Genomic DNA, 27000 nt, shown 5'->3' with positions numbered 1-27000 from the left:
GGAACCGGATGAGTCAGAACAGTACGTCCCAGGTCACGGTCAGCATCTTCGCGTTCTTTGTGAAGTCGTACGCGCTCGAATCCTTCACCGAGTCCCACTGCACCTTCAGGTCCATGTTCTTGCGAAAGTCCCAGCGCACGCCGACGAAACGCGTGTTGTCGTTCTGCGTTTCCGTATAGGTCGCGGTCTGCTTTTCCTTGTACGAGGAAAAACCGGCCATCGGCATGAACTGGCCCATGCGGTAGCCAACCGTCGCCGTCCAGCTGGACGACTTGTAGTCCAGCGCGGGACGCATGAAGCGGTTGGCTTCCGCGCGCACCATCCAGTTGCCGTAGTCGATGCTGCCGGACAGGCCGATGATCCGCTGGCGCGTACCCCGCGCGAACGTCGGGTCTTCGCCCGGCGGATACATCGACAGGTCGATCGAGTTCTGCATGTAGATCAGGCGTGCGCCGAACACCTCGTTGGACACGTCGAGGTAGCCGCCCAGGATGTGCTTCCAGTCGTCGTCGACGCGGTAGCCGTAATAGATCTTGCGCTGTTCGGTGTTGTTCTCCGTGGTCTCCTGGCCGGCGAAGACGGTGCCGGTGACGGCCCAGTCGCCGAAGCTGCGCGAATGGCGCACGTTCACGCCGTTGTAGGCGCCGACTTCCCAGCCGTAGATATCCTGCGGCACGCGCGCCCACGGCAGCGTGTAGCCGATGTAGACGCTGTCCGAATACGCGTAGATCGGCAGCCGGCGGCGGCCCACCTGGACGGTCGTGTCGGGCGCCACGTCGTACGAGAGATAGGCCCAGTCGACTTCCGGCTTGCCGTGTTCCGAAGCGCGCGCCACCGCCTGGACGGTGCCGGACAGCTTGCCGGTGAACCGGTACGTGGCCTGCAGGCCGACGAGCGATTCGCGCGCGAGGCTCCATTCGTTGCCGTGGTAGACGGCGCCGTGCTCGTAATTGCCGATGAAGCAGGGACACGGCTGTCCCATGAACTCCCCGTCGGAACCGCCATAGGCCTTGCCCGCGGTGACGGTGGCGAACCCCGAAATACTCAAGTCGCTGGCCTGTGCCATGCCGGCGCTGGACAACAGCGCGGCGATCATCAGTTTCTTCATGCTTTTTATCGGTTAGTTGGCGGTGGCGATGACCTTGACGGTGGCGTCAACGTCCTTCCTGTCGATGTAGCCGACGGCGTTCGGATCGGCCGCGACGGCCTTGCGCATGGCCGCGCCCGAGTCCACCTCGGCCGGCGGCGTGCCGGTGCCCGTGAAAATCAGCTTGCCCCACATGGCCTGGACCTGGACCGGGTCCTTCTTGCAGGCCTTGGCGAAGAACTCGTCGCGCAACGGGTTCTTTTCCGTGAGGTTGATCGGGGTCGGCGACTTGATCTTGCCGAGGAACGCCTGGCATACCTGCGTCACGGGCGGCGCCAGCGACGAGTGGGCGGACACGATGATGCTGATCTCGGCGTGCGCGGGCGCCACGGCGCACGCCGCGAACGCCACGGCGGATGCCGCAGCGGAAAGGACTCTTTTCATGATGATGGTGTGGTGTTGAAAAGGAGGCGGGTCAGGCGCGGCGCCCCGCGCCGGGCCGGTTGGATTCCGGCAGCGCGAGCCTGTCGCGCGCGGCCGGCTGCGGCAAGCCGTCCTGGCGTGCCAGGGTGAACACGCTCACGACGGCGGCGAGGCTGGCGGCCTGCTCGCGCAGCGCGCTCGCCAGGCCCGCGGTCTCGTCGACGAGACCGGCGTTGCTCTGCGTGTCCAAGTCCATCTGGGCGATGGCATCGTTGATATGCTCGATGCCCGCGGTCTGCGCCTTGCTCGCTTCGGCGATCGCGGCCATGATGTCGGTGACGCGCCGGACGCTGCTCACGATTTCGTCCATCGTGCGGCCGGTCTGGTCGGCCAGTGTCGTGCCCAGTTCGACCTGGGAGACCGAGCGCCCGATCAGGGCCGTGATGTCCTTCGCCGCGGCGGCCGAACGCTGCGCGAGGCTGCGCACTTCGTTCGCCACGACGGCGAAGCCGCGCCCGTGTTCGCCGGCACGCGCCGCCTCGACCGCGGCGTTCAGCGCGAGCAGGTTGGTCTGGAACGCGATGCCCTCGATGACGCCGACGATGTCCGCAATTTCGCGCGACGACGCATGGATCGCTTCCATCGTCGCGATCACCTGCCCGACGACCGCGCCGCCCTGCGTGGCGACGTTGGCGGCGAATCCGGCCAGCTCGTTGGCCTGCGCGGCATTCGCCGCGTTTTCCTTGGCCGTGCCGGTGAGCGCGCCCATCGACGACGACGTCTGCACGAGAGCCTGCGCCTGGTGCTCCGTGCGCCCGGCCAGGTCGCCATTGCCCTGCGCGATCTGGACCGACGTGGCCGCGATGTTGTCGGTGGCGCTGCGCGCTTCGCTGACGATTCGTACGAGGCTGCCGTTCATGTCCCGCAGCGCCTGCAGCAGCTTGCCCGTCTCGTCCTGGGCATCCACGGCGATCATGCTCGTCAGGTCGCCCGCCGCGACGGTTTCCGCGACACGCACCGCCTCGTTCAACTGGCGCACCAGCGTGCGCGCGACGAGCAGGGCGAAGGCGAGCGTGACGACGAGGCCCAGCACGCCGGTGACGGCGCCACCGAGCACCGCCCGGTTCGACGCGTCGGTCGCCGCGCCGACCGTCCCGGTAAAGCGGTCGCGCGCCGCCGTGCGGAACGCCGTGACATCCTTGCGATAGGTCGCCAGCGCCGTGGCCATCGCCTGCAGCCTGTCCTTGGCCGGCATGCCGCTGTGATTCGCCATGGCGTCGGAAATCGCGCGGGCCGTCTTGTAATACGTGTCGAACTCCAGTGCCAGCCGGCCCAGGTCCTGCTCATGGACCTTGTCGAGTGCGCGCACGCGGCGGTAGTTGTCCGCCACCTTCGCGGCGAGGGCGTCGGCGCCGGCGATCTGCTCGGGTTCGCCGGCGGCGGCCGCCGAATTCAGCACGTCGATGATCTTGTCCAGGGCGCCCGCGTTCTCCGTCAGCGCATCGAGCACCGGGTACTGCACGTCGCGCACGTCCGCCAGGCGCACGTTGTTCTGCTTGAAGACGATGGCCGTGAAGATCAGGTAAGCCGCCATGCACAACATGGCGATGGCCGGGGCCAACAGGACTTTCCACAGCACGGGCAGGCGGCTCAGCATCTTCACTCCACGCGGAAGCCGTTGGCCGGCTCCTTAAGGTTGACTTGAGGCAAATGTTATCTGGTATTTACTCATTCTGGCAAGAAAATAATTTCGTATAGACAACATTTGTGAAGTGTGTGAAATCCGGACTACGCCAGTCTGGCCAGGTCACCTTTGAGCTGGCCAACCGTTGGCGTGACAACCGCGAGGAACGCTGCTTCACGCGCACGGCGGGCGTAGCCGCCGCTCTCCGCGCGCAGCAAGGCACGTCCCCCCAACACCTGCAATTCCAGCGCGAGGGCAGCCGCCGCGATGTCGACCATCCGCAGGCGCAGCGTCAGCAGCTCGCGCGGCCGGTCGCGCAGGGTGCCGTCATCGAGGCCGGCGCACAGTGTCTGGCGGTAGGCTGCGATGTCCGCATCGAGCGCGTCGATTTCGCCCGACAAGGCCGACGGGCGGTTACCGAGCGCCGCGCGCCCTGCCCGCAGCGATGCGCGCGCGAGCCCGAGCCCGAGCCCGCATTGCAGGCCGACGAAAACGGGACGGATCGAGGGCAGGAAAACCCGCGCCTGCGGGTGGATCTGCCAGGACGCATCGAGCGTGACGTCGTCCAGCCTTACGGCCGCCGTGTTGGTGCCGCGCAGCGCGAGCAGATCGAGGTCGGGTTCGCGCACCACGCCACGCACGTCGTGGGGAAGCGCAAGCACGGCCGGATTGTCGCCATGTTCGTCGCCCACAGCGATCGCGGCGACGAATCCCTGCCTGCGCACATTCGTCGCCCAGGCCAACGTGCCATTCAACCGCATGCCGTCCGGTACGGCGGTGCCGGTAATGCGCAGCCGGTCCAGGCCGCCCAGGAATTTCATCGCGTTCGACAACCCGGGCGCGCCCGCGAGCCGGCCGTGCACCAGGTCCGGCACGAGCCTGCGCACGAGCTCCCGGTTCGGGCTCGCCAGCAGGCAGGCGATGACGGCACGCTGTGCCCAGTACACGAAGGCGGCACCGAGCGAGTGTTCGGCGAGTCCCGCGACGACATCGACGGCCGCGCTCAAAGCGCGCCCGTCACCGCCCTCGCCTTCAGGCACTGCCACCGCGAACAGGCCGGCCCGGGCCAGACGGGCCGGCAGCGCGTCCGCATGCAGCGTGTCCGCATCCAGGCTGTCCGCATGCTCGTCGAGCCATGCGACCAGCGATTCATCCATTCGTACCATCGATTCGTCCTGTGTAAAAACGCATTGTGGCGATGCTAGACGACATCAAGATCCGTACAAATCATAGCGATTTTGCTGTTTCGGGTTTCCATGTAGACTTCGAGCGGATCAATCACAGGTAGCAAAATGCGCAACATCTTTGTATTCGTCTTGGCTTGTTCGTTGCTGTCCGCGCATGGAGAGTCTTTTGCCCAGGAAACAAAGCTGCCTCGCGTAGAATTTCCTGTCTGGGAACGGGTACTGTCCGGCACACTCGGCACAAAGCCGATCAACGTGGCGCTGACCCGCATCGCCGGGAACGTATCGGGATCATATTGCTATGCGCCCTGTTCCGGGAAAACCCGGCAACAGCTTCAGCTGACGGGTACGGTGAAAGCCAACACGCTCAAGCTGACCGAGCGCGATTCGCAGTCTGCGAAGAACATTGCGACCGGCCGCTGGACGGTGAACCTGGACGGAGATAGCGCCTCGGGAAACTGGACATCGCCCGATGGCGGGAAGACGTTTGCGCTGCACCTGCGCGATACGCAGCCGGTGCCGTTCGAGCTCCGCCTAGTTGCCGATGCGATGCCGAAAGAGACGGATGACAGCGACGAAGCGCCTTACGTATCGGCCATCAGGATTTATCGAAACGGCCGGCTCGCTCAGGAATTGCCGACCGATTCCCAGGGGCCGGGCCGCGTCTTCATTCCATCGTTCGTCGACGCCAATTTCGATGGGTTCCCGGATCTGACGATCGCGCTCAGTTTGCCGGCGGGGCCGAACATTCCGCAGCAGACCTGGCTGTTCGATCCGCGCACGCAGCGCTTCGTCGATGCGCCGGAAACGCTGCAAGCGATTACGTCACCCGAGTTCGACAAGACATTCAAAACCATCGTTTCGCAATGGCGTAACGGGTGCTGCGAACATGGCGTGACGACGTATCGCTGGGATGGCGGGCGGCTCAAGGAAGCCGCCACGGCGTCCAGCGTGCAATTGCCGGTGCTGGTCGGCCAGAAGATCCTGTATTGCTACACGATTCCCGAGTATCGGGACGGGCGTATCGAATTTGCTGATCGGGTGGAACAGGTCGGCGATCGGCTGACGTTGACGTTCGAGGACTTCAGCGGCTGCGAATCGCGGGCTTTGTCCACTGCATCGGGCGACATCGCGATTTGGAAGCGTGACGCAGCGGGGCGGCTCAAGGTCGTGCGCACGGAGAGCACGGCGTGGAAACAGGTCGATACGACGGCTGGGCGCCGTTATTGTCCGGAGATCCCGTACTTTGCGAATGGGCGCATCGAGCGTAAGGTGCTGCGGGATCGTCCTGATGAAATTTGCAGCGAAGCCGCGCCGTAAGGACGTCCCTGCTCGGTAATTCAATAAATTGATATCGTTGTACCCGGGAGGGCTTGACTGTATGTTTGTGGTTGCAGTGATCCACGTCATAACCGCTACGTGGATCTCGCCGTCGGGACAATGAAAGGCGCATTGCCGGTTTATCGGAAGCGCGACCTCATTTGGATGAAATACGCTCAAACTTACCGCTATCGGTCAATCTCGCCACCGGCGTGCCGTCGACGACACACATATACCGTTGATCGAACTGACAACCTTCGATCTGATCGATGACCTTCCCGTTTACAATCGAAAGATACACGCCGGACATTACATCGCGCTCTTCGTCGCGCACGAGGTCGAAGTCATCGACACGGACCAGGACTACCCGTTTCATGGGCGGGAGTACGAGAAAGGTCGCAGCTACTTTTTGTTTGAACGGTGGCGAGAACCCTTCGGTATATTCCTGTCCATTCATTGCATAATCGTGGTTGCCGATAATATTCATGAGTGGATCGTGACTTTTTGAATCCGCGACGTACGGATAAAAATCGGGCCTGCATTTATCAGTTGTCTGCGGACGGCCGTTTTCACCGGCAATCTTCGGTCTGCACCAGGAGAAGTAGCGGTCATAGTTCAAGGGCAAACGCGTATACTTGTAGTTCGAAAGAATACTCGGCACAACGCTTTCTGACGCATTTTTCCCAATTTCCAGTGTTTGCTGCTTGTCGTAACTGTAAAACGTTGCGCCAAATGGAATCAGCAACTTGTCGCCAACAACAAAAAATTCCATGATGGGACGAGCACACGTTGCCGGCGCATTCGCCAAACTATACACATCCTTCGTTCCGACCAGGGACACTCCAAGGTTCTTATTCAGAAACTCATTAACCTGCTTTTCGGTAACATCACCCTTGGTGAGCGGCTGAAACACGTCGGAGAAAAAATACTCTTCCGCATTGAATCGAACCGCACAGTCTGACGAAAACCTGGCTTCGCCATCCTTGATGACTACTGTATTGAAGTGCGATACCAAACCCAGCGGGGTGCGCCCGTAGTAATCCACAGCACGATCGAATTTCCATGTGCCGTTTAACGGAGCAGCCTGAGCCCACGAACACACCACACCGAAGCTGCACAACAGTGCAATTAAGAACGATCTCATCATTATTCCCTTACCAAAGCGCCAACGTATGCACGAGCTCTGCGCCATTTCATCCGTTACCTAAACTAGCCCACCATAATCCAATTAATCGCCATTAATGGCGCGCATCATAAATATTATTTCTAAAGATCTTCATTTCACCCTTCCTGCGCTTAACTGTTTAGTTTCGTACGATCATATTCCTTATCGTGGCTGGCCTTTGTTTCGTGCAAGAGCTATGCTGGGCGACTTGATTGCTGGGTTCAGCAGTCTTGGCATTCAACCGCAACAGGAGCAGTCCGCAGCATGAGTTCACGCATCCATTCACAAGCTCGCACCACCCCGAAGGTCCGGCAGGAGATCAGGGATTCCGGTCTGTCCGATCGCCAGGCGGCATAGGTCTTCGGCATCACGCGGGCAACCGCGGCGAAGTGACTCAAACGAGAGGACGTACAGGACCGCTCCCATCGCGCGCACACGCTGCATACGACGCTGAGCACGGCCCAGGAAGCCATCGTCCTGGCACCGCGCCAGTCGCTCTACCTGCCGCTCGACGATCTGCTTTTCATAACGCGGCAATACATCAATCCCGACGTCTCCCGGTCCGGCATTGCACGCCTACTCAAGCGCGAAGGCATGTCGCGCCTGGTGGACGTGATCCCGACGGCCGAAGGCGAGACTATCGCGCCGAAGAAGACGTTCAAGGACTATGAGCCCTGCTTCATCCACATCGACATCAAGTACCTGCCGCAGATGCCCGACGAGACCTCGCGACGCTACCTGTTCGTCGCCATCGACCGTGCCACGCGCTGGGTCCTCATGCGCATCTACGGCGCCATGACCGAGGCGAGCAGCGTCGATTTCCTGCGCCGGCTCAAGCTGGCTTCACCCATCAAAATCAGCAAGATCCTGACCGACAACGGCTCGCAATCCACCGACCGTTTCGCCACCAAAGACAAGAAGCCCACGGCAGGCACGCCTTCGACGTCGCTTGCGCAGCCCTGCCTGCCGAGCATCGGCTGGAACCGCCGCGCCACCCTCAAACGAATGGCATGGTCGAGCGTTTCAACGGCCGTATCAACGAACTGCTGCAGCAGACCCGCTTTGACAGCAGGGCCGATCTGGAGACGACTTTGCTGAACTATTTGAAGCTGTACAACCACCACATACCACAGCGCGCACTCGACGCAAAAACGCCCGTCCAGGCGCTTAAAGAATGGCAGCAGACGCGGCCAGAATTATTCGTTAACGCGTTTATGATCAGACGGGATTTGACAGGCCCGGCGTGTCGAACGATTCGAGCCACGGCAGGCTGCCGTTCGACAGCCGCGACGGCGAGTTCGCGGCGACCGCCTGCTTGCCCTTGCAGTCGTAACTGAGCAGCGTGACGGCCGCTGCGCCCACGCTGCGCAGCCCCGCCAATGCCAGCACACTGTCGCTTTTCGTGCGCGCCGTGATTCGAAGCACGGAAGAGAACATTTGCTCACGCGCTTCTCTGATTTATCTTCGAGTCAGCTCCGGCATGGGTGGCGTGGTTGGCCTCCAGCGCATGCTTTTGACCATCAGGTCCATACGGTTCTTACTGACAGCGAATGGCGGAGGGTTTTCCTTCAATTCCGGAGCCAGATTCTTGTTCATGGTACGCATATTCACGAGAATATAAGGCAATACCGTCGTGCCCAGCCATCCTCCATAACCAGTGAACACACTGTAAATTTCGTACCCCTTGCTTCCAGGTTGATCAAACTTCAGGTGCACCCCTCCCTGTGACGCAGACACCCCCGCCATCTTGACCATCCGAGGGCCAATACGTTGAATCACTTTTGGTGCTGGGTCGCCCGGCTTCTCCGGCTGCGGAGGCGAAATGGCCGCCTCGGCCATTGCAAGCAAAGGCGTCGCCTTGATATTCCGTGAATCGACAGTACCCGTACTCAGGGTATACAGGACACCCGGAGCATCACTGAAGCGTATTGACTGCTTGAATGCGATAGGTGTTTCTCCATCGTCTGCGATAAAGCCGAAAGGTATGCATACACCTCTTTCTGCAGGAATTTCGTTAGCCGCTCGCGGGCGAAAATTCGAGAGCATGGAAGAGAATTTTTTCTTATGACTCTCCTTATTCGCAGAATTTTTCATCTTCGCATTGGATTCGAATACGAAGATGTGATCGCCTCGCATCAGGTACGCCCTTAGAATCGAACGGAGATCGGAATTATCAACTGACGAGTCTTCACTGGTCCAATACGCCTCACTGTTCGGCAGTCCGGTGTTGAACTTCTCAAATTTCGTTCTGTACTCAGCTATGATCGCCTCGAATCGCTGGAAATCCTGCGACTGCTCCTCGATCTCGGCCTTATCAACGTCCGATATTTTTCCGGACTTTTTCAATCTTGCAATATAAGAGCGCTTTTCTTCAATATTTTTTTGCAACGCAGCTATTCTACCGAAAGGTGTAGCCTCAAATATCTTCTCTTTCGGAAACCTTTTTGTCGATGCAATAACAGCGATGAGCGTATCCCCAAAGCGCATACTATCATATGGATCCCCAACATTATCGCTGAACGACCTTGCAAAAATGCCTGTTGGATACATGTGGCGATAGTAAGTCGGCCACTCATCAACTCCACTAACTTCGAACATCATTCGACCAAAACACTCCGAATTGACGCCAACCGGTTTCTGATAGTCGGGGGCGGCTATTTTCAATAAATCGTCCGAGGTTGGAGCTCGAGAAGGTGTGGCCTTTGACGCATCGACCGGCAGATCTGCCGCCTGGAGCGCATTTGAAAAACGCCCCAGCACTAGCAAGGCAAGCACTAGACGGGGAAATATCCTTCCGTGAGGAGACGAGGATTCAGTTCGTGACATCAATAATATTCCAGGAGTATACGAGGCTGAAAACAATGCGAATCAACTATCCATTGACTTCAGTTTCAGTCGGTTGCATTGTACTCGCGACTGTCTGTTGAGGCACTGTTGTGGGATCTGTCTTCGCAAGCATCGTAAGATTCATTGCCGAACGGTTGTTTTCTCCTTCAGTCCATGATAAAGGCAACGTTACGATGAAACCTTGTATTTCGCTAGGGGATTTTTCTTTTACCCGGGCTTTTGCATGCCAAGAATACGTAGCTGTTTAGTTTCGTGTGATCATGCTCCTCGTCGTAGCTGGCCTTTGTTTCGCGCAAGGGCTATGCTGGGCGACTTGATTGCTGGGTTCAGCAGTCCCGGCATTCAACCGCAACAGGAGCAGTTCGCAGCATGAGTTCACGCATCCATCCGCAAGCTCGTACGACCCCGAAAGTCCGGCAGGAGATCAAGGTTTCCGGCCTATCGGACCGTCAGGCGGCGAAGGTCTTCGGCATCACACGGGCGACGGCCGCGAAGTGGCTCAAACGGGATGACGTGCAGGACCGCTCGCATCGTGCGCACACGTTGCATACGACGCTGAGCACGGCCCAGGAAGCCATCGTTCTGGCACTGCGCCAGTCGCTCTATCTGCCCCTCGACGACCTGCTTTTCATTACGCGGCAATATATCAATCCCGACGTCTCCCGATCGGGCATCGCACGCCTGCTCAAGCGCGAAGGCATGTCGCGCCTGGAAGACGTGATTCCGAAGGCCGAGGGCGAAACCATCGCACCGAAAAAGACCTTCAAGGACTACGAGCCGGGTTTCATCCACATCGACATCAAGTACCTGCCGCAGATGCCGGATGAGACCTCGCGCCGCTATCTGTTCGTCGCCATCGACCGCGCCACGCGCTGGGTCTTCATGCACATCTATGGCGACATGACCGAGGCGAGCAGCGTCGATTTCCTACGTCGGCTCAAGCTGGCTTCACCCATCAAGATCAGCAAGATCCTGACTGACAACGGCTCGCAATTTACCGACCGTTTCGCCACCAAAGACAAGAAGCCCAGCGGCAAGCACGCCTTCGACGTCGCTTGCGCAGGCCTGCCTGCCGAGCATCGACTGGCACCGCCGCGTCATCCCCAAACGAATGGCATGGTCGAGCGCTTCAACGGACGGATCAACGAACTGCTACAGCAAACCCGCTTCGACAGCAGGGCCGACCTGCAGGCCACATTGCTGAACTACTTGAAGCTGTACAACCACCACATTCCACAACGCGCCATCGGCAGTAAAACGCCTATCCTCGCGCTCAAAGAATGGCAGCAGAAGCGGCCAGAATTATTCGTCAAACGCGTTTACGATCAAACGGGACTGGACACGTAGCGTCCCGAACTTCGAATTAACTTTAGCAGCGAATACTGCCTTAGAATGATTGCATGACCTCATGTTATAAGCCTCGAGATGGCGTTCGTGATCGCAAAGTTAACAAGAAAAACTACACGCATGACGGCCGGGAAGCCGTCAAAGTTCATACAGCCTGCACGACTATTTTCGAAGTGTTGGATATTTTTCTTTGAAATCCAACCCAGCACAAAGACTTTCGTCCACTCCTAAAGTTCCCAAGACCGCACCAACAAAATCCTTACTTCTACGACGCCGCTCGTCTATACTCGGCTGACTCCAGATCCCATTCCTTCCGTTGCTTTTGCTTCAATCGAGACGCTGCTTTCTCGCGATCGTTAGCTTCGATCACACGTCGGTGAATTATTTCATCGGAGCGGTCACCAAAATAGACACGACGAAACTTGAAAAGGCCAATTCCATTGAATAAAAACTCGTTCATACCATCTTTCGCTAAACCAGCCATTGAATCATGCACCCAGTTATCGAAAAAATCTCGCATCTCCTGAGATTGCGAATCTCTTGCAATGGATGATGCCACAGTTAAAACATCGCGTTCCGGAGCGCTTGAATCTACAAGATTTGGCAGGTTGTTTTCCTTAAGCCACTTATACCATCTCTCTAAAGTCCGGTGCAATCTTGCGATAGACTTTTCGTTGGACTTCTGATCCTTAACATCAAGCAAAGCAAATATTCGTCTATTCACCAGTTGAGCTGCGCTGGACAATAGATTAAGCGTCCTGAAATCGATCTCTTGAAATGGCTGCTTTACATAAGTCTCGCCAAGGCCATCGTGTCGAAGTCCATACAGTACCGAGTCGTGGCCCATCCGATACTCGAGCTTCTCAACCAGTGCGGCAATAATGGCAACAAAATACTGCTGCGTGTCTCTTAAATACTCGCGCTCTGCCGTCGATTTTCTAAAGAAGTTGCGAGCGAAATATTCTTCCGCTGTCGACTTATCTTCTTCGTTCGCTATAGCTTGATACCTGTAAGAAAAATACTTGGCCATATGAGCGCGCATCATTTCCTCCACCGGCCCCGCAGGAATCTGTGCCTCGCGCATATATCTCTGGAATGTTATTAATGCCTCGTTGGTCGGCACCAAGCACTCCTTGACCGGCCTGGATAGACCTTCAAGTGGCAATAATGGGACACCTGCCGCGCGGGCTGCACAGTACATTTCAAAACCCGGTACTCGAGCAAGAGCGTCTGTCTTACCCTGCGCATGCCGATTGTAGCCACCGCCGACATCCGAATGCGATCCTGGATAAACATATTCTTTAACGTTAGGAGGGTATCTTTGGTCAATTCTTACCGAGTCAAGCGGGAACGTAGCGCGAACCTCATGGGCAGCGACAATATGCAGACAGCTTTCAACCCCCGGATGAATCTGCATGTTTTTATTAGCCCAGGACTGGTGCCCCTCCGCCCCCATTAGTCCCGAGGAAAAGGCACCGGCAATGCCAACTGATGCAACTGTATCAAAAATCCCTAAAAACTGTACTCTTATCGGGATGTTCGCAAAAGTATAGCCTTCGGAGTTTTTTGCGCAAATCTGATACAGCCAATTAACGAATGCTCGGCCCTCAGCGGCGCCGCGAGAGAATCCGAAAACCGAAATATTGATCTGTTCTATGGACGGCCGATTCTTCGGCTGTCTTTTGACCAACTGCGACAACTGATCCATCCATGTACGTCCCAACGCATAATTCCGTTGCGCCTCCAAAGAACCGATCCCGCCCAAGGCGTTAGCCATGCTATTAGCCACCGAATCAGATATTAATTGACTCCCCTCCAGATAATCGCTAACCGCGTTAAAAACCCTCGTAAGCCCCCAAATCAAACGAGACTCTCCATTCCAAGAAGTCCCAGTTCCTAGCTTTCCACCGGTGTCAGAAATTTTAGGGAACGGAGTTCCGACACCGGGGATGTAGAACGGATAATATGCTGTCGTGCCTTCCTCTTCTCTCTTAAACGTGTGAAAAAGTCGGACAACATTGCTGTGTTGAAATTTCTGCGGCGTGCTTTTTACTGATAGGTAATCGATGTCTTCATTGTTACCTGTTCCATCAAAGAAAATTCCGATAAAAACTTGACCACAACATTTCAGCACCGATTGCTCCGAATACTGTGCCGAAACGGCCTTGGCTTGCTGCATGACTTCGCGAGGCGATAATGGCCGAACAAGCGATCGGGTGTTATTAATTTCGGGGTTGTAAGCAAACTGAACTTCAACAGTCAATTGGGCCTCCACTCTCACGATATTCGCTCTTCGATGACATAGGCTTCCACGGGAGACGATCTTCAGGCGAAAGAGGATAGAAAGGGTGTTTTGGCGAGCACTTTGACAGGACGATCTTTATTCTTTCGTTCTCATAGAAATGCACTCGCATCGCATCAGGGTGAGGATATTTGGGCAACTCTACCTCTTGAGTTATCACAGGCATTACGTTGTTTTCATTATCATTTGGCGCAGCATAACGCCACGTTAACGAAACCTTGAGACCTGGACGCCACTTATTAGGAATTACGATACAACAAGTTTCCCCACTTGAGCTCCCTCGCCTTACGTCTACTCCGCCGGCCCCGTTCATTGTAAAATATTCGATATCATGAGTCCGCGTATGATTGTATGCAGTGACACTCACCGCCGTACCCTCGTCGCCACACGCCTGCAGCGATGCGGCAGCAAAAAAACATGAGATGGCGAAGGAAATCGACTTCTTCTTTTTGTTCTGCAATGCCGCAAAGTTAAATTTCATACAATATTAGCCTCAAACATTTCGTCGCCTAAATTGCCGGCGCTCCAGCTCCCACTTTCCAACAATCGATAAAGCCCAGCATTTTTGTTGCTTTTCCCCTCAGTAAGGCACGCTGCAACGGCTAAAGAAAATACGTCCGCCTCGTTTTCTATCGAGTAGCGTTGAGCTAAACGATATGACGCGGAAATTAGCTCATATAGGGAAGAAGGACAAATCAACGGAGGGATCGCGTCAGGCAAGGATTCAATGATTCGCTGCATCAGAATGTCTGGATAGCTTAGTTTTATTAACCTGTCAACTTGGTGATTCGACAACTGCAACTGATCATGGCGATAGTCAGCAATATTTGAAACTGCGCACTCCGCAATTTTTCCAGTTCGATCAACATAATACCAGTACCTCACCGCACCACAGAAAGCTGCCCACTGATCGAGGGCGAGCACGTGCTGGAGGTTTGGCAGCACTCGTGTATCAGCGAATCGCAACAGCATTTCCTGTCCCTCGTCCAATCTAGCCATATAGAATGCCCGCCAATGCTCGAGCATTCTTGCACCGCTCACTTCACTGGCGAAAAAACTCAACATGGGCCGAGCAGAACAATGCCGGAAAAGTGATGTCAATCGATGGGCTAAAGCATCATTATCTTGAAGTGATACCAGACAAGGCGCGGCACTTGCAAGTGCCTCTAATTGCGGGTGACCCACATAGCAGTTAATTACGTCGGCACATTCGTTAAAAAATTTTCCATCCGGGTAGTCGAATACAGTATCAACAAGCCCATACCATTCAAATCCTTGTCGACTTTGGATTAGGCTGCACATCTGGCTGACGGCTTCGACCACGTCCGTTTCATCTTGTGATAAGCGACGCGTATTTCTCATGACACAACCATTGCAAGGGGAGAGCCGAAGCTGGCGGCCTTTACGAGACATTCGATACACACCGGAGCGCTCGAAGGCAGCCTTGGCAGGTCATAGTCAAGGCGTACGCCGGTCATGAAACTCTTTTTAAGTGCATGCACCGCAATCTTCCCCGGACACTGCACCGTAATATTCCCGCCCTCGATGGTGATATTCGCCCCATCCGCCGTCGACAAACTGATCCGCTTCGCCGCCGCCCAATCCACGTGCGCGTTCGCGCTGACGACATGCACGTCATCGCGCGCCTGTACATCGAGCGTGCCCGCCTGCGCCTGCATGTCGACCGCATCCTGCGCCGCGATCATCTGCAGTCCGACGTCACCTTCGCCCGCCTTCACGGCGCCGGCCAGCACGCCGATCGCCTGCCCGGTATGCATCCGCATGGCGCCACCGGTGACGAACTGCGTGTCCTGCCCACTCATCAGACTGACCGCCTCGCCGTTCGACAGTTGCACCGCATCCGCCGCGGTCACGCCCAGCCCGGCCTTCGCCGACAGAGCGATCACGGGCGCCGCCACATGCGGCAGCTTGTCGTCGCCCAATGCACCGCCATCGAGCGCCACCATGCCGGCCACCGCGTTCAACATAGCCTGCAACGGCGCCGCCTTCGCATCCAGCGCGCTGGCGCCGGCCTTCGTCGCGCCCAGATGCGCAGCCAGCCCCACGGTCTTGTGCGTCACGGCCGCGTCGTTGAACGTCTCGCCCAATTTGACGGCCTGCTTCAGCAGCGCGATACCCGCCACGTTGTCGCCCGCCGGGTCGCGCGACAACGCGTCGTGCTCGATGCGGTAGCTCGATACCAGCAGACCGGCACCCGCGCGCAGCGCGCCGTAGGCGTCCGTGCGGAGTTCGGCGCCTTCGCCGCGCAGGCTCCCGCGGTAGTTGTCGGCGCCGTGGATCAGGTGGCCCAGGTTCAGTTCCGTCGCCGCGTGCGTCGTACGCAGCTGCACGCGGCCCCGCGCGTCGGTGTCGTCGAACAGCAGCTGGTTGTAGCCCGCGCCGCCGAATTCCTTCGTGCGCACGCCCCACTGGGCCGCAGCATTGCGGTGGCCGGCCAGCGCGGCCGAAGCGCCGTGCCACACGGGGCTGTTGCCGCCGGCGAGGTTGCCCTGCCCGGACGTCGCGTGGTCGTGCGCGGCGTCGAATGGATCGATGCCGGCGTCGCGGTGCTCGCCGCCCGGGGTCGGCGTCACGCCGCCTTCGCCCTGGCCGTTGTACAGCGCGCCCACGATGATCGGGCGGTCGATGTCGTTTTCGATGAACTGGACGATGACTTCCTGCCCGATGCGCGGCAGGAACTGGCTGCCGATGCCGCCGCCCGCCAGGCGCTGCGCCACGCGCACCCAGCACGTGGCGTCGCCGCCGTCCTGCCAGTGGAAGCGGATGCGCACGCGGCCCAGGCGGTCGCAATACAGTTCGTCGGCGCCGCGCGGCGTGTCGCTGCCGTCGGCGCCCACGACGATCGCGCTCTGCGCGCCGGCCGCCGTCGGGCGCGCGTGGCTGCGGCCGTCGCTGCCGTCCAGTTGCGGACGCCACACGACGTCGGCGGCGACGGCCTCGAAGCAGTTCGCGTAGCCGGCCGCGCGCGCCTGCGCGAGCGCCAGGCCGAAGTCTTCCGGCAAGTCGTCACGCAGGGTTTCTTCCAGCAGTTCGGGGATCGGGCCGAACAACTCGGCCAGCGCATCCTGCGCCCGCGTCGGCAGGTTGTTCACGCCGACGCTCGTCACGCGCAGGATCGTGAACGGTGCCGCCGCGCCGAGCGCGCTCACCGGGGCGCCGGTCACCGTCAGGCGCGTGCCCGCGCGCAGCGTGCGCAGGGTCGAGCGGCCGCGCCACAACTGGCTGCGCGCCTCGCGCGCTTCCATCTGCAGGTCGGCGTAGCGGCGTGCGTCAGCGCCGTCGGCAAACGCGTACTGGCCCGGCGTGTCGAACGATTCAAGCCACGGCAGGCTGCCGTTCGACAGCCGCGACGGCGAGTTCGCGGCCACGGCCTGCTTGCTCTTGTAGTCGTAGCTGAGCAAGGTGACGGCCGAAGCGCCGACGCTGCGCAGCGCCGCCAGCGCCTGCACGCTGTCGCTTTTTTCGCGCGCGTGCGCGCCGTGGAAGCGTGCGCCGCCGGCGTCGATGCTGGGGTCGTCGGTCACGGCGGACGCATCGCGGCTGTCCGCGAACAGCACCATGCGCGGACCGTCGTCGGCCTGTTCGAAGCGCCATGCCAGGCCTTCTTCCGCGAGCAGCCGCTCGACGAACGCGAGATCCGATTCGCGGTACTGGCAGCAGTAGCTGCGCGGGTTGGCGCCGTCCATGAACGGGCCGACGTCGTCGCTCCAGCGCCAGCGCGCGTCGGGCGCATAGGCGGAAAAGACGCTGTCGACGATGTCGGTGACGGACTTGTCTTGCCATACGCGGCTATTGCGCACGTGGGCCATGCGCCACACCCAGTGCGCGATGCGGACGCGGTAGCGCGCCAAGCCGCCGTCGCTGCCCAGCTGCGCGGCCGCGCAGATCTCGCCGGCGAAGTCGGCGCGCGTGCCGTCCGCCAAGGTGACTTCGAGGGCGGCCGGCCGGCCCAGCAGCAAGGATGGCTCGATCGCGGCGCTGGTCGACAACGCGATCACGTCGCGTACGCCGAGCCCCTGAACCGCATCGTCGGCGACGAACGCCTCGACCAGCAGTTCACCGCCCGGGAAATCCGTAGCGCCATTCCCGATCCGCAACGCGTACAGGCGCGAGACGCTGTCGAATCCGGCAAGGGCGGCCAGCGCTTCCAGCGCATGGGTCATCGATTGCTGCAAGACACACTCTCCAACTCATCCATACTTAACAAACTTAACTTTACGCTAATCGCGAGCGCCACGCTATAGCCTCAAAGAAACTGCTTAACTGTTACAAACTGTGATTAAGAACACAGTTTTGCCCAGCTATAATGCGGAAAAATATTGTCTGCATGTAACATTGCATGCTGCACATTTGTAACGGTGACGGAAGAAAAGCATGGCAGGACCATTGATCGTATTGGGTGACAGGACATCGCACGGCGGCAGCGTGATCGAAGCGTCGACGCTGAGCGATTGCGACGGCAAGGGCATCGCGCGCGTGGGCGACATGACCGTATGTCCGCGCCACGGCCGCTCCCCCATCGTCAGCGGCGACACCACCTTCATCGTCGACGGCAAGGCCGCCGCACGCCATGGCGACAAGGCCGGCTGCGGCGCCACGCTGATCGCCGGCCAGCAGGCGACGGTAGATCATGTGTAACCCACAGCGCCGCAGCCACAGGCGGAGACGGACCTGATGGGCACATGGATCCGCGGCGGCATCCTGACGATGCTGACGTTCGGCGCCTTCTGGGGTGGCGCCATCTTCACCTGGCGCGGCACCGACCGCGCGCCATCCACGTCCGACCTGGTCACGTACCTGGTCGCGCTGCCGCTCGCCGTGCTGGCCGCCGTCGTGCTGGTCCGGCGATTCGCGCGGCCGCAACCCGCAGCCGGTGCCGCCGCGCCGGCCACGACCGCCGCACCGGCTCCCGCCGCGGCGGCGCGCCTGCCCGCGCTGGCGCTGGTCGATGCGGCCGTGCGCACGCGCCATGGGGATTCAGTCGATGAACTGGCCGCCGCGCTCGACGCACGACGCGCGCGCCCTGACCTGGACCCGGAACTCGTCGACGACGCCGGCTATCCCGTGATGAGCGTGCGCGTGCCGTCCGCCGGCGACGCCGCGTGGCGGGCCGAGGCCGAGCCGTGGCTCGCCGCACAGGGCCAGTCGGACGTCCGCTTCGGTGAAGCGCACTGGCGCGCCCTCGAACTGGCCAGCGCCGTCGTGAGCGAACTCGCCGACGCCGCGGCACTGGCCGCCGTCGACGATCCGTTGCTGCGCATCGTGCCCCTGGCGCCTGTAGATTGGACCGCCGCGCAGCGCACGGCGGCCGGCGCGTGGTTCGTCCACGTCGCCGCGCAGGCCGGCTGGGACGCGGACAAGGTCACCGTCAGCCCCGCCCCGCCGGGCGAACCCGCGGCGGCCGCCAGCGCCCTGCTGTCGGTGCTGGCCGGCCAGGCGAACAACGATCCGGCATTGACTATCCTGCTCGCCTTCGATTCGCACATCGACCAGGCGGCCGTCGACCGGATGGCGGCCGACGGCACCCTCTTCTCCGCCGCCCATCCGCAGGGACTGGTGCCGGGCGAAGGCGCCGCCGGGCTCCTGCTGTCCGATACCGCGTACACGGCGCCGACGCTGCAGGCGGCAAGCGCCACGCGCAGCGCATCGGCCGACGCCATGCACCGCACCGACGCCACGGACCTGCGCCGGCTGGCGGAACGGGTGCTGGCCGAAACGGCCGTCGACGCATCCACCGTGTCCGCGCTGTTCGCGGATGCGGACCACCGCAGCAACCGCGTCCTCGAGGCGATGGCACTGGCCCACGAGGATCTGCCGCACCTCGATGCAGGCATCGACGTGAGGACCACCGGGCCGGCTTGCGGACTGTCAGGTGGCGTGCCGTTCCTGGCGACGCTCGCGCTGGCCCGCCGCCATGCGCTGGATGGTGCCGGCGCCGTCCTGTGCGTCGGGAATGCCGATCCGGTCCATCGTAGTGTCGCCGTGGTCCGCCCGGCCGGTCTCGCCACGTCCGCCGCCGTCTGATGAGTCTCGCGTCCACACACGTGTCGATCGGCTACTTCGGCAAGATCCCGAGCCGCGGCGACTTCGTCAAGGGTTCCGACAACCCGGCGCTCGTCAAGCTGCTGGACGACTGGCTCGCGCGCGCGATGGACCTCATGACGGCGGACGCGCAATGGAAGGCGAATTACGACGCAGTCGCCCCGCTGCACTTCGTCATCACGGGTCCGCGCCGCCGGCACGCGATCGCCGGCCACATCGTCGCGAGCAGCGACGAGTCGGGACGCCGCTTTCCGTTCCTCATGATGGGCATGCTGGACGTGGCCGAACCCCGCGCGTTCGTCCCGTCCGCGCCGCTGATGCTGGGTCTCTTGTGGAACCGCCTGGAAGCGCTCAGCAAGGGACTGGTGACGGCCGTCGACGCCGACGTGCCGCTCCGCGCGGCGGCCGGCCAGGTCGTCGAACTCGACCTGCGTGCGGATGCCCACGCGGCGGCATTTACCGACTTCATCGAACTGCAGTCGCTCGGCACCCTGCAGGCGCTGCTGGCGCAAGCCGGCTACGCGGGCTCGGTGCGCCAGTTGCTGCTGGCGCTCGGCCTGTTGCTGCAGCCGGTCCTGGCCAGCAGCGCGAGCCGGCTGGAGAAAAGCCTCGTTTTGCCGCTGCCTGCCGACCCGCTGTACCGCGGCCTCGTCGGCGCGTACTGGATGCATGCGATCGCGCCGTTCCTCGCGCGCGCCGATTTCGAGCTCGCGCTGTTCGTCACTCGCATCGGCGCGCGGCCGCGCCTCGTGCTCGGTTTCGGCGGCGCATCGGCCCGGACGCTGCAGGCGATCATGGATCCACAGGCGGGCAACGAGCGCCACATCGCCTTCGACGACCTGGACTGGGTCGAAGACCAGGTGGAGTCCGACTATACCGTCGACAAGGTGTCCAGGCACCTGAAACGTCACGATGTCTCGCTCAAGTCCGCGCTGGAGGCGTTGGGCTCGGCATTCATCGGCACCTGAACCATGCGACAACGAAAACTCCGCGTATGCTGACGACACCCTCTCTTCCACTGACAGCCCAGGCGATCCGGGCGCTCGTGGCGCGCTTCACCCAGTCGAGCCGCGTGCTGCGCCTGCATACGCCGCTGGGTGACGACGTCCTGCTGGCCGAATCGCTGCACGGCGAGGAAGCCATCGACACGGGTTACCGGCTGCGTGTGTCGGCGCTGTCGACGGATGCGGGGCTGGCGCTGAAATCGCTGCTGGGCCAGTCCGTGCTACTCGAGCTGCTGGCGGGGCCGTTCCAGGGCGTGCGTCCTTTCCACGGCCACGTGACGGCGGCCGAGATGACGGGCGCGAACGGCGGCCTGGCCCGGTACACGCTGACGATCGAACCCTGGACCGCGTTCCTCGCGCTGGGCTGCGACAGCCGCGTCTTCCAGGACAAGTCGATCGTCGACATCATCGACACCGTGTTTTCCGCATACGACGGCAAGGGCAGGCTGGCGCCGGCCTGGCGCTTCCAGGTCGACCGCTCGCTCTACCCGCTGCGCAGCCTGACGACGCAATACCAAGAAAGCGATCTCGCGTTCGTGCGACGCCTGATGAGCGAAGAAGGTCTGTTCGCCTTCTTCGAGCACGAGGGCGATCCGGACGGCGCGCCGCTGGGCGCACACACGCTCGTCATCGCCGACAGCAACGACGCGTTCAAGCCGAACACGCAGGCCCTCGTGCGCTTCACGCAATCCGGCGCCGTGATGCGCGAGGACAGCGTCGACCGCTGGCGCACCGAGACGCGTCTCGCGACGAATGCCGTCGAATTGCGCAGCTGGGACTATCGCGCGCGCCAGGTGCGGACCGCCGGCGCGGCCGGACAGGATCCGGTCGAACTGGCCAGCCGCGACATCCCCGGCGTGTACGCGTACACGAGCCGCGAACACGGCGCGCGCATCGCCGAGCGCCAGTTGCAGGCACTCGAAGCGGGCAAGGTCGTCCACGTGGGCGCCGGCAACGTGCGTACCTTCACGCCTGGGACAACGTTCATCCTGGCGGAGCATGGCGCCCGGGACAGCGCGGCCGCCCCGTTCCTGCTCGTACGCGTGCGCCACCTCGCGCACAACAACCTGGATGCCGATACCGCATCGACGCTCGTCCGCCACCTGGGCCACGATCCGGTCGCCGCGCTCAATGACGAGATCCTGTCGGCCAGCCTGCACGCGCGCGGCAAGGGCATCGCGGAACGCCCCGTGTACCGCAACAGCTTCGACGCGATCCCGGCCGCGACGCCATACCGCGACAGCCCGGTGGACGGCCACGGCCGCCTGCTGCATCCGCGCCCGACGGTGCAGGGCCAGCAGACGGCCATCGTCGTCGGCCCGCGCGGCACCGCGATCCACACGGACCGCGACCACCGTATCAAGGTGCAGTTCCACTGGCAGCGCGGCGAAGCGAGCCACAGCCGCCTCGATCATCCCGAACCGCACGGCCACACGGGCGCCCCGGCCGACGACCGCGCCGGCACGTGGGTGCGCGTGGCCACGCCGCTCGCGCCGGTCGCGGGCGCCAACTGGGGCAGCCACGCCCTGCCCCGCGTCGGCCAGGAAGTGCTGGTCGATTTCCTGGACGGGAACATCGACCGGCCGGTGGTCATCGGCGCCGTCTATAACGGGGCCGGTGCCGACGACGCCCAGCACAACACGGCAGCCGGCGGCGCGGGCGCGGCCACCGGCAACGCGGGCGCCTGGTTCCCCGGCGCGGCCGGCGCGCACGCGCACGCGGCCGTGCTGTCCGGCCTGAAAAGCCAGGCCATGCGGGCCAGCGGCAACGGGGCCGGCGCGTACAGCCAGCTCGTGTTCGACGACACGCCGGAACAGGCGCGCGTGGCGTTGCAGCGGCATGCGAAGGCGCATCGGGGGACGGCCGAGCTGAATCTCGGGCATCTCGTGCATCAGACGGATAACCAGCGGCTTGGGACCGTGGGGCTGGGGGCCGAGCTGAAGGCGGAGCATGGGGTGGCGGTGCGCGCCGGCCGCGGACTGCTGATTGCGACCGAGCGTGCGTCGGCCGATGCGGGCGCGCTGGAGTCCGGACAGGCGGCTGCACAGATCGAACAAAGCCATACACTTCAACACAGCCTGGCCGAGACGGCCGGCAAGCACAACGCCATGCTGGCGGGAGGCACGTCTCCAGACAAGTTGCCGGCAACCGAAGCGCTCGCCAAGGCCAGCGATACACTGACCGCGACGTCAGCCAACGGCGACGCCACCGCTTACGGCGAACCGCAGCTGCAACTCTACACGCCGGCAGGCATCGCAGCGCTCACGCCAGCATCGACCGTCATTGCGTCAGGCACGACCACCAACATCACGGCGGGACAGGACATCGGCTTTGCCTCACAAGGCAATACCATTCACTCGGTCAGCGCCGGGGTCAGCCTGTTCACGTACGGTAAGGCCACGAGCACCGACAAACCGAATCAGGAAACCGGCATCCGCATGCATGCGGCCAGCGGCAAAATCAGCATGCAAAGCCAAAGTGGCCAGACACGGCTGACAGCCGACAAGACGATTACGGTGGCGAGCATCGCGAGGAGCGTGAACGTGGCAGCGAAGGAGCATGTGCTGTTGACTGCGCAAGGCGCGTACATTCGGCTTTCGGGAGGTGACATCGAAGTGCATGGCCCGGGGACAATCGCCTTCAAGGCGAGCATGAAGGAGCTCACCGGCCCGGCGAGCGCACAATTCGAACTACCAGCCATGCCGCAGCTGAGCCATCAGTTTGGCCAACGTTTCAGGCTCAAGGACACGCTTGGCACACCGCTGGCAGATCAGGCCTACACGATATACGTAGCGGACCAACAAGAGATCAAGGGTGTGACAGATACGCATGGCATGACGGCGTATGTCGACACCGAAAACCCTGAGACGACCTACATCTTATTCGACCGTGATTTGCAATGGATCTGTGAAGAGGAAAGCGATGAAAATTCGAGCCATAGCGAGTGCTAGCGTCTTGGCGATAGCCGCCCTCTCCGCGACGGCCCAGACGCTCCCAGTGGTATTGCGTGGTGACATGACGCCGATCAAACTCGCCAGCGGTGATGTCGTGGCTTTGCACACGATCATTGACCTGAACAATGCACATGCGCTGGAAACTGTCAGTTTCCTGATAAGAAATCCGCGTGGAGCCGCTGAAGCTATTCCGTTCGAGATAAACGACGACTATCAAGCTTCCCTGACATTGCGTTCCGGCGCCGACTGCGCGATCACTGGAATGCGCGCGTTTCAGGACGGGAAGAAAATTCGTGTCGTTTACGCGAGCCGGAAGGGCCAGTGGTCTGAAAAAAACTCCGTAAAATTCCAGGAATTCGATCTAACGAAGAATGATGAGCGCGCCCCTGGCACGCCACTACACTATTTTAAAGAGCGTAAAGTTTACAGCTCGAAAAAAGCATACTGTGATGTCAATCGTGCTATCGACAGTGAGGCGTCACCTATCAACGGGATCGAATAATGGGTGAGAAGAAATTCATCCAAGCGCGTGATGGCGAAAAAAACAGTGTCATATACGTTTGCGCAGACGGCACGGAATTCTTACGATCCGGAGGCACTCGCGCCTGGCGAAATAACAACCCAGGGAATCTTATTGCCGCCGAAAAGAGTGGTTTATCGATCGGACGCGGCGGCAGCTTTGCGGCATTTGCGAGTCAGGAGGATGGATTTGCGGCCCTGGAGTATTCTTTAAAGAATTTTTATTCCGATATCAAACTGGATAAGGTTTTTAAAAAATATGCCCCGGCCACCGACCATAACGATCCGGAGCAATATGCAGCCACAGTCAGAAAGATGACCGGCCTGGACGCCGCTCGGACTATTGGATCTCTCACCAAGGAAGAGCTGGACGAATTTAAATTAGCAATCATGCGCGTGGAAGGTTGGAAAGAAGGAAAAACTGAGCCAATTCCCCATGCCAAGCAATTTCTCGTAAAAGGCATTGATGGAAAGCCGATGGGAGGTCTACGCTATTTACTTTCCTACTTCACCGGCGATGGTGAGCAGAAAAAAATCGAAGGCGAAACAAGCGCGGACGGCAAGACCGTCATCGCCGTTACCGACACCCGAACTACCGTACAATTGCATCTACCTCGACCTGACCCCGGACAGTCTCTAAAACCCCTGCAAAAAAAAGTGGGAGGCGGCAAAGGAAAAACGATTGTCGCTGCCGAGGTCACGACTAAACCATGGTACAGCCAGACGTTCAGTCAAGCAGTTGCTGGCGAAGACAGCAAGCATGACGAATCACCACGCCAAAACGACTTAGACGCTGGACATCAAGAGCTCCAGGAGGCGCCTTTGTCTCCACCGGCTCCTCTGTCGACCGTTAAGCAAGCTGGCGCAGTTCAGCTATCCGGTACGAAGAAAAAGTCCGAGAACCATGTACAAGATGTCATAAAAGAAGCTGGCGTGTATGTTGCGTGGGAATTCGATACCAAGCGTGGCTCTGAGAAGAAACTGGAAAAACTGCCGTATGTTATTGCTGAGATGTCGGGCGATCAAGGCAAACCCCTGATGAAGGGGCAAGGTATTTTGTTAATGAGAAACAACAAAATTCGACAAAAAGTTCCGTTTGGCAAAGAAGTCGCCTTATACCTTGGCAATGATGCAAAGGTTCAATATCGCACTACCCCGCTTTATCGCGTGCGTGCGGAAGAAGGGCTGAGCGACGTGGTAGTGAAGATTTCGGAAATCAAGGGTACGGCTTATGACCCTTCAGATGAACTACCGTCGGACCCAGTCTCGACAGGAACCAAAAAGGTCTATTCTGCAAGCCTTTTCGGGACGACCTGGTTAAAATTCAGTCATAAATTCACAGCGGATGAGGCCCTGGAACAAAGTCGATTCGAACCTCCGGAACTCCAAGCAGCCTTGCAACAGATTTTTGGGGGAAATGCAAGCGTTAGCGGCAACGCTATAACGCTGAGCGTCGTAAAACCAAACAAGAAAAACATGGTAATCACGTGGCAAGCGGCTGCATTTCAGAATTGCAGGCAAAACATACCTTCTATTACGAACCTTGCTGCAGCCAAAGCCGAAATTATTCCTCGCGTTCACCCTCAGACTTATAAAGCATTCTTGAAGGCCGCGTTCGAATTGGACGCTACGGCACTTGAGATTGCATCGGGTTGGCGCCCCATGCTTGGTTCAGTCTTGCATCGCGTTGGCGTGGGCTTGGACGTAAGCCGCATATTAGTGGAAGGTCGTGACTTGAAGCTAAGCCGCAGCCGGACTTCTGCAGACACGGCATACATAAATTTATTGACGCAAAAAAATCGGCTTGAAGGAAAAAAGACGCTTACCGAGGATGAAAAACAAGAACTCAAGCAACTAGTGGCGCAAGAGACAAATAAACGTGAAGCCGCGACGATAGCGATTCGCAACAGCGACAGCACCTCTATTCGCACTTTTATTCATAAGCTGCGAGAGAACAGTGATGTTAAGCAGACATTTGATCCATGGGAAATGGATTTAAACACTCGTGACAATTCGCCAGCACAACCGAACCACCTCATTACCGGCAATGAGAAATTGCACGGAACCCATCTGCATATTACCGTGAGGGATACTGAACTTGGATACTAAAATCGGAATTCTATTCTCGTTCATGTTTTTCTTTTCCGGAAGCATCCTTGCGGACGAAGCGTTAGGGAGTCAAAATTACACTAACTTTGGGATGGACCTGGATGCCCCAATCTTTCCAGTCAATGGCGTGCTCAACATATACCAAAATAAAGGTGACACAAGCCCTATCGCTACGCTGAAAGACAAGCCAGTGATAAATCAACGCGGCGCCGTCAAGCCTTGCATCAAAAACAGCGCGGATGGTTGGGCGCAATGCAAAGTCAGCGGTGTCAGAGGATGGGTCAAGCATGACGATTTTCGTAGCGCCGAAGAATACATGCCGGTGCCGACTTGGGCATTTCGCTATTGGTTGTATATCAGATCGCCGGGTACGGGTAGCGAAGACGCAGTCATTCTTCGCGAGAGCGTCAACAAGAATCCTTATCTGATTGCGCCTGCAGCGTATTCGAACATATTTTTCCACGTTCTTTTCGATAAAGAAGGAAGAGCGATCAGCCCCAAAAGCCATAAGCCCACAGGCGATCGAGTATTTATTTCTGGAAATGCCGTTTTCCTCGCTCCGGGCGATCCAAAACGTCGCAGAAACGCGACTTGGCTGTTCCTTAACTTCTACAATGAAAAGTTAAACGCGTTGTGTCCAGGTCAGAATGCCGACAGTTGCATGAGTGCCGTTAATACTTCGCCTGGCTGGCCCGGAATCAAGAGAATGTATGAGGAACCCTCTGACCAGTACAAGCAGAAAAATGACGATCAAGCGTGGTTTGGTAACGGCGAAGTCGCATTTGCACGGCATATCGACCCGGTGAAACCGTTGATGTATCGTGTACCCGATAACGTAGTCATGAGCGCCGACAAAAGCGAAATGACGCTAGAGCAGGTCGCCAAGAATCGAGAGAAGCTTGTTTGTATCGCAGACTGCGAACGACATTGACAACAAGCGAATCATTAGATACCGGCCGAAATAACACCGCGGCGACTTGCTCGATCGTCGG

Annotated in this window: 19 protein-coding genes and 1 pseudogene; 10 read left to right on the top strand and 10 right to left on the bottom strand. The window is 59.6% G+C overall.

From position 1 onward, the window contains the following. Nucleotides 1-13: 13 nt before the first annotated feature. From ACEN98_RS15335 to ACEN98_RS15320, 4 genes are all read right to left on the bottom strand, one after another. Complete coding sequence (locus tag ACEN98_RS15335) at nucleotides 14-1108, bottom strand: hypothetical protein (protein ID WP_413385665.1); 1095 nt, start codon at nucleotides 1106-1108, stop codon at nucleotides 14-16. A 12-nt stretch (nucleotides 1109-1120) separates the two neighbouring features. Continuing rightward, nucleotides 1121-1531 (bottom strand): hypothetical protein, encoded by a 411-nt coding sequence (locus tag ACEN98_RS15330; protein ID WP_413338366.1) that lies wholly within the window; start codon nucleotides 1529-1531, stop codon nucleotides 1121-1123. 31 nt (nucleotides 1532-1562) lie between these two features. After that, nucleotides 1563-3167 carry a methyl-accepting chemotaxis protein gene (locus ACEN98_RS15325; protein ID WP_413385664.1) on the bottom strand — a complete coding sequence of 535 codons (1605 nt, stop codon included), beginning with the start codon at nucleotides 3165-3167 and terminating at the stop codon, nucleotides 1563-1565. Between the two features lie 131 nt (nucleotides 3168-3298). Next, nucleotides 3299-4351 (bottom strand): acyl-CoA dehydrogenase family protein, encoded by a 1053-nt coding sequence (locus tag ACEN98_RS15320; protein WP_413385662.1) that lies wholly within the window; start codon nucleotides 4349-4351, stop codon nucleotides 3299-3301. 135 nt (nucleotides 4352-4486) lie between these two features. Between ACEN98_RS15320 and ACEN98_RS15315 the strand changes: the two genes are divergently transcribed. Then, nucleotides 4487-5698 carry an XAC2610-related protein gene (locus ACEN98_RS15315; protein WP_413385661.1) on the top strand — a complete coding sequence of 404 codons (1212 nt, stop codon included), beginning with the start codon at nucleotides 4487-4489 and terminating at the stop codon, nucleotides 5696-5698. Nucleotides 5699-5855: 157 nt separating this feature from the next. Here the strand turns inward: ACEN98_RS15315 and ACEN98_RS15310 are convergent, their stop codons facing one another. Then, entirely contained in the window at nucleotides 5856-6845 is a 990-nt protein-coding gene (locus ACEN98_RS15310; RefSeq protein ID WP_413385660.1) for a hypothetical protein, read from the bottom strand. A gap of 282 nt (nucleotides 6846-7127) precedes the next feature. Between ACEN98_RS15310 and ACEN98_RS15305 the strand changes: the two are divergent. Further along, nucleotides 7128-8196, top strand: a pseudogene (locus ACEN98_RS15305) (IS481 family transposase). Nucleotides 8197-8321: 125 nt separating this feature from the next. On the opposite strand, the gene ACEN98_RS15300 reads toward ACEN98_RS15305, so the two are convergent. Beyond that, a complete protein-coding gene (locus tag ACEN98_RS15300) occupies nucleotides 8322-9638 on the bottom strand; it encodes a T6SS immunity protein Tli4 family protein (protein ID WP_413385658.1) in 1317 nt (438 codons plus the stop codon). A 441-nt stretch (nucleotides 9639-10079) separates the two neighbouring features. Here ACEN98_RS15300 and ACEN98_RS15295 point away from each other — a divergent pair, with 441 nt between their 5' ends. After that, nucleotides 10080-11057, top strand: coding sequence for an IS481 family transposase (locus ACEN98_RS15295; protein ID WP_413385657.1), 978 nt, complete (start codon nucleotides 10080-10082; stop codon nucleotides 11055-11057). A 265-nt stretch (nucleotides 11058-11322) separates the two neighbouring features. On the opposite strand, the gene ACEN98_RS15290 is transcribed toward ACEN98_RS15295, so the two are convergent. From ACEN98_RS15290 to ACEN98_RS15275, 4 genes are all read right to left on the bottom strand, one after another. Further along, entirely contained in the window at nucleotides 11323-13236 is a 1914-nt protein-coding gene (locus ACEN98_RS15290) for a T6SS phospholipase effector Tle1-like catalytic domain-containing protein (RefSeq protein WP_413385655.1), read from the bottom strand. 73 nt (nucleotides 13237-13309) lie between these two features. Beyond that, a complete protein-coding gene (locus ACEN98_RS15285) occupies nucleotides 13310-13840 on the bottom strand; it encodes a DUF3304 domain-containing protein (RefSeq protein ID WP_413385654.1) in 531 nt (176 codons plus the stop codon). Beyond that, on the bottom strand, nucleotides 13837-14721 hold the full coding sequence (locus ACEN98_RS15280; RefSeq protein ID WP_413385653.1) for a DUF4123 domain-containing protein: 885 nt from the start codon (nucleotides 14719-14721) through the stop codon (nucleotides 13837-13839). The genes ACEN98_RS15285 and ACEN98_RS15280 overlap by 4 nt, the downstream gene beginning before the upstream one ends. Next, complete coding sequence (locus ACEN98_RS15275; RefSeq protein ID WP_413385999.1) at nucleotides 14718-17543, bottom strand: type VI secretion system Vgr family protein; 2826 nt, start codon at nucleotides 17541-17543, stop codon at nucleotides 14718-14720. Before ACEN98_RS15275 ends, ACEN98_RS15280 begins: the two co-directional genes overlap by 4 nt. A 211-nt stretch (nucleotides 17544-17754) precedes the next feature. Here ACEN98_RS15275 and ACEN98_RS15270 point away from each other — a divergent pair, with 211 nt between their 5' ends. Genes ACEN98_RS15270 through ACEN98_RS15240 form a run of 7 tightly spaced genes read left to right on the top strand, consistent with a single transcriptional unit; the run spans nucleotide 17755 to nucleotide 26939 of the window. Then, nucleotides 17755-18018, top strand: coding sequence for a PAAR domain-containing protein (locus ACEN98_RS15270; protein WP_036228705.1), 264 nt, complete (start codon nucleotides 17755-17757; stop codon nucleotides 18016-18018). A 36-nt stretch (nucleotides 18019-18054) separates the two neighbouring features. Then, nucleotides 18055-19404, top strand: a complete 1350-nt coding sequence (locus ACEN98_RS15265) for a hypothetical protein (RefSeq protein ID WP_413385652.1) — start codon at nucleotides 18055-18057, stop codon at nucleotides 19402-19404. Further along, nucleotides 19404-20390, top strand: coding sequence for a type VI secretion system-associated protein TagF (gene tagF / locus ACEN98_RS15260; protein WP_413385650.1), 987 nt, complete (start codon nucleotides 19404-19406; stop codon nucleotides 20388-20390). The genes ACEN98_RS15265 and tagF overlap by 1 nt, the downstream gene beginning before the upstream one ends. A gap of 26 nt (nucleotides 20391-20416) precedes the next feature. Then, entirely contained in the window at nucleotides 20417-23377 is a 2961-nt protein-coding gene (locus ACEN98_RS15255; RefSeq protein ID WP_413385648.1) for a type VI secretion system Vgr family protein, read from the top strand. Further along, on the top strand, nucleotides 23349-23882 hold the full coding sequence (locus tag ACEN98_RS15250; RefSeq protein WP_413385647.1) for a carbapenem self-resistance protein CarG family protein: 534 nt from the start codon (nucleotides 23349-23351) through the stop codon (nucleotides 23880-23882). The genes ACEN98_RS15255 and ACEN98_RS15250 overlap by 29 nt, the downstream gene beginning before the upstream one ends. Next, a complete protein-coding gene (locus tag ACEN98_RS15245; protein WP_413385646.1) occupies nucleotides 23882-26008 on the top strand; it encodes a hypothetical protein in 2127 nt (708 codons plus the stop codon). The genes ACEN98_RS15250 and ACEN98_RS15245 overlap by 1 nt, the downstream gene beginning before the upstream one ends. Beyond that, nucleotides 25998-26939, top strand: a complete 942-nt coding sequence (locus tag ACEN98_RS15240; protein WP_413385645.1) for a hypothetical protein — start codon at nucleotides 25998-26000, stop codon at nucleotides 26937-26939. The genes ACEN98_RS15245 and ACEN98_RS15240 overlap by 11 nt, the downstream gene beginning before the upstream one ends. Nucleotides 26940-27000: the final 61 nt, after the last annotated feature.

The organism is Massilia sp. CT11-137, assembly GCF_047302885.1.
Lineage (GTDB): Bacteria > Pseudomonadota > Gammaproteobacteria > Burkholderiales > Burkholderiaceae_D > Telluria > Telluria orientalis.
The sequence above is the reverse complement of the archived record's forward strand: the minus strand, read 5'-3'. Positions and strand labels throughout refer to the sequence as shown.

Bases quoted from the DNA above. Each gene is read 5' to 3' on its own strand.
- ACEN98_RS15245 (WP_413385646.1), top strand. From the start codon at position 23,882: ATGGGTGAGAAGAAATTCATCCAAGCGCGTGATGGCGAAAAAAACAGT.
- ACEN98_RS15330 (WP_413338366.1), bottom strand. From the start codon at position 1,531: ATGAAAAGAGTCCTTTCCGCTGCGGCATCCGCCGTGGCGTTCGCGGCG.
- ACEN98_RS15275 (WP_413385999.1), bottom strand. From the start codon at position 17,543: ATGACCCATGCGCTGGAAGCGCTGGCCGCCCTTGCCGGATTCGACAGC.
- ACEN98_RS15295 (WP_413385657.1), top strand. From the start codon at position 10,080: ATGAGTTCACGCATCCATCCGCAAGCTCGTACGACCCCGAAAGTCCGG.
- ACEN98_RS15325 (WP_413385664.1), bottom strand. From the start codon at position 3,167: ATGCTGAGCCGCCTGCCCGTGCTGTGGAAAGTCCTGTTGGCCCCGGCC.
- tagF (WP_413385650.1), top strand. From the start codon at position 19,404: ATGAGTCTCGCGTCCACACACGTGTCGATCGGCTACTTCGGCAAGATC.
- ACEN98_RS15310 (WP_413385660.1), bottom strand. From the start codon at position 6,845: ATGATGAGATCGTTCTTAATTGCACTGTTGTGCAGCTTCGGTGTGGTG.
- ACEN98_RS15335 (WP_413385665.1), bottom strand. From the start codon at position 1,108: ATGAAGAAACTGATGATCGCCGCGCTGTTGTCCAGCGCCGGCATGGCA.
- ACEN98_RS15315 (WP_413385661.1), top strand. From the start codon at position 4,487: ATGCGCAACATCTTTGTATTCGTCTTGGCTTGTTCGTTGCTGTCCGCG.
- ACEN98_RS15320 (WP_413385662.1), bottom strand. From the start codon at position 4,351: ATGGATGAATCGCTGGTCGCATGGCTCGACGAGCATGCGGACAGCCTG.
- ACEN98_RS15250 (WP_413385647.1), top strand. From the start codon at position 23,349: ATGAAAATTCGAGCCATAGCGAGTGCTAGCGTCTTGGCGATAGCCGCC.
- ACEN98_RS15265 (WP_413385652.1), top strand. From the start codon at position 18,055: ATGGGCACATGGATCCGCGGCGGCATCCTGACGATGCTGACGTTCGGC.
- ACEN98_RS15255 (WP_413385648.1), top strand. From the start codon at position 20,417: ATGCTGACGACACCCTCTCTTCCACTGACAGCCCAGGCGATCCGGGCG.
- ACEN98_RS15280 (WP_413385653.1), bottom strand. From the start codon at position 14,721: ATGAGAAATACGCGTCGCTTATCACAAGATGAAACGGACGTGGTCGAA.
- ACEN98_RS15285 (WP_413385654.1), bottom strand. From the start codon at position 13,840: ATGAAATTTAACTTTGCGGCATTGCAGAACAAAAAGAAGAAGTCGATT.
- ACEN98_RS15270 (WP_036228705.1), top strand. From the start codon at position 17,755: ATGGCAGGACCATTGATCGTATTGGGTGACAGGACATCGCACGGCGGC.
- ACEN98_RS15290 (WP_413385655.1), bottom strand. From the start codon at position 13,236: ATGCAGCAAGCCAAGGCCGTTTCGGCACAGTATTCGGAGCAATCGGTG.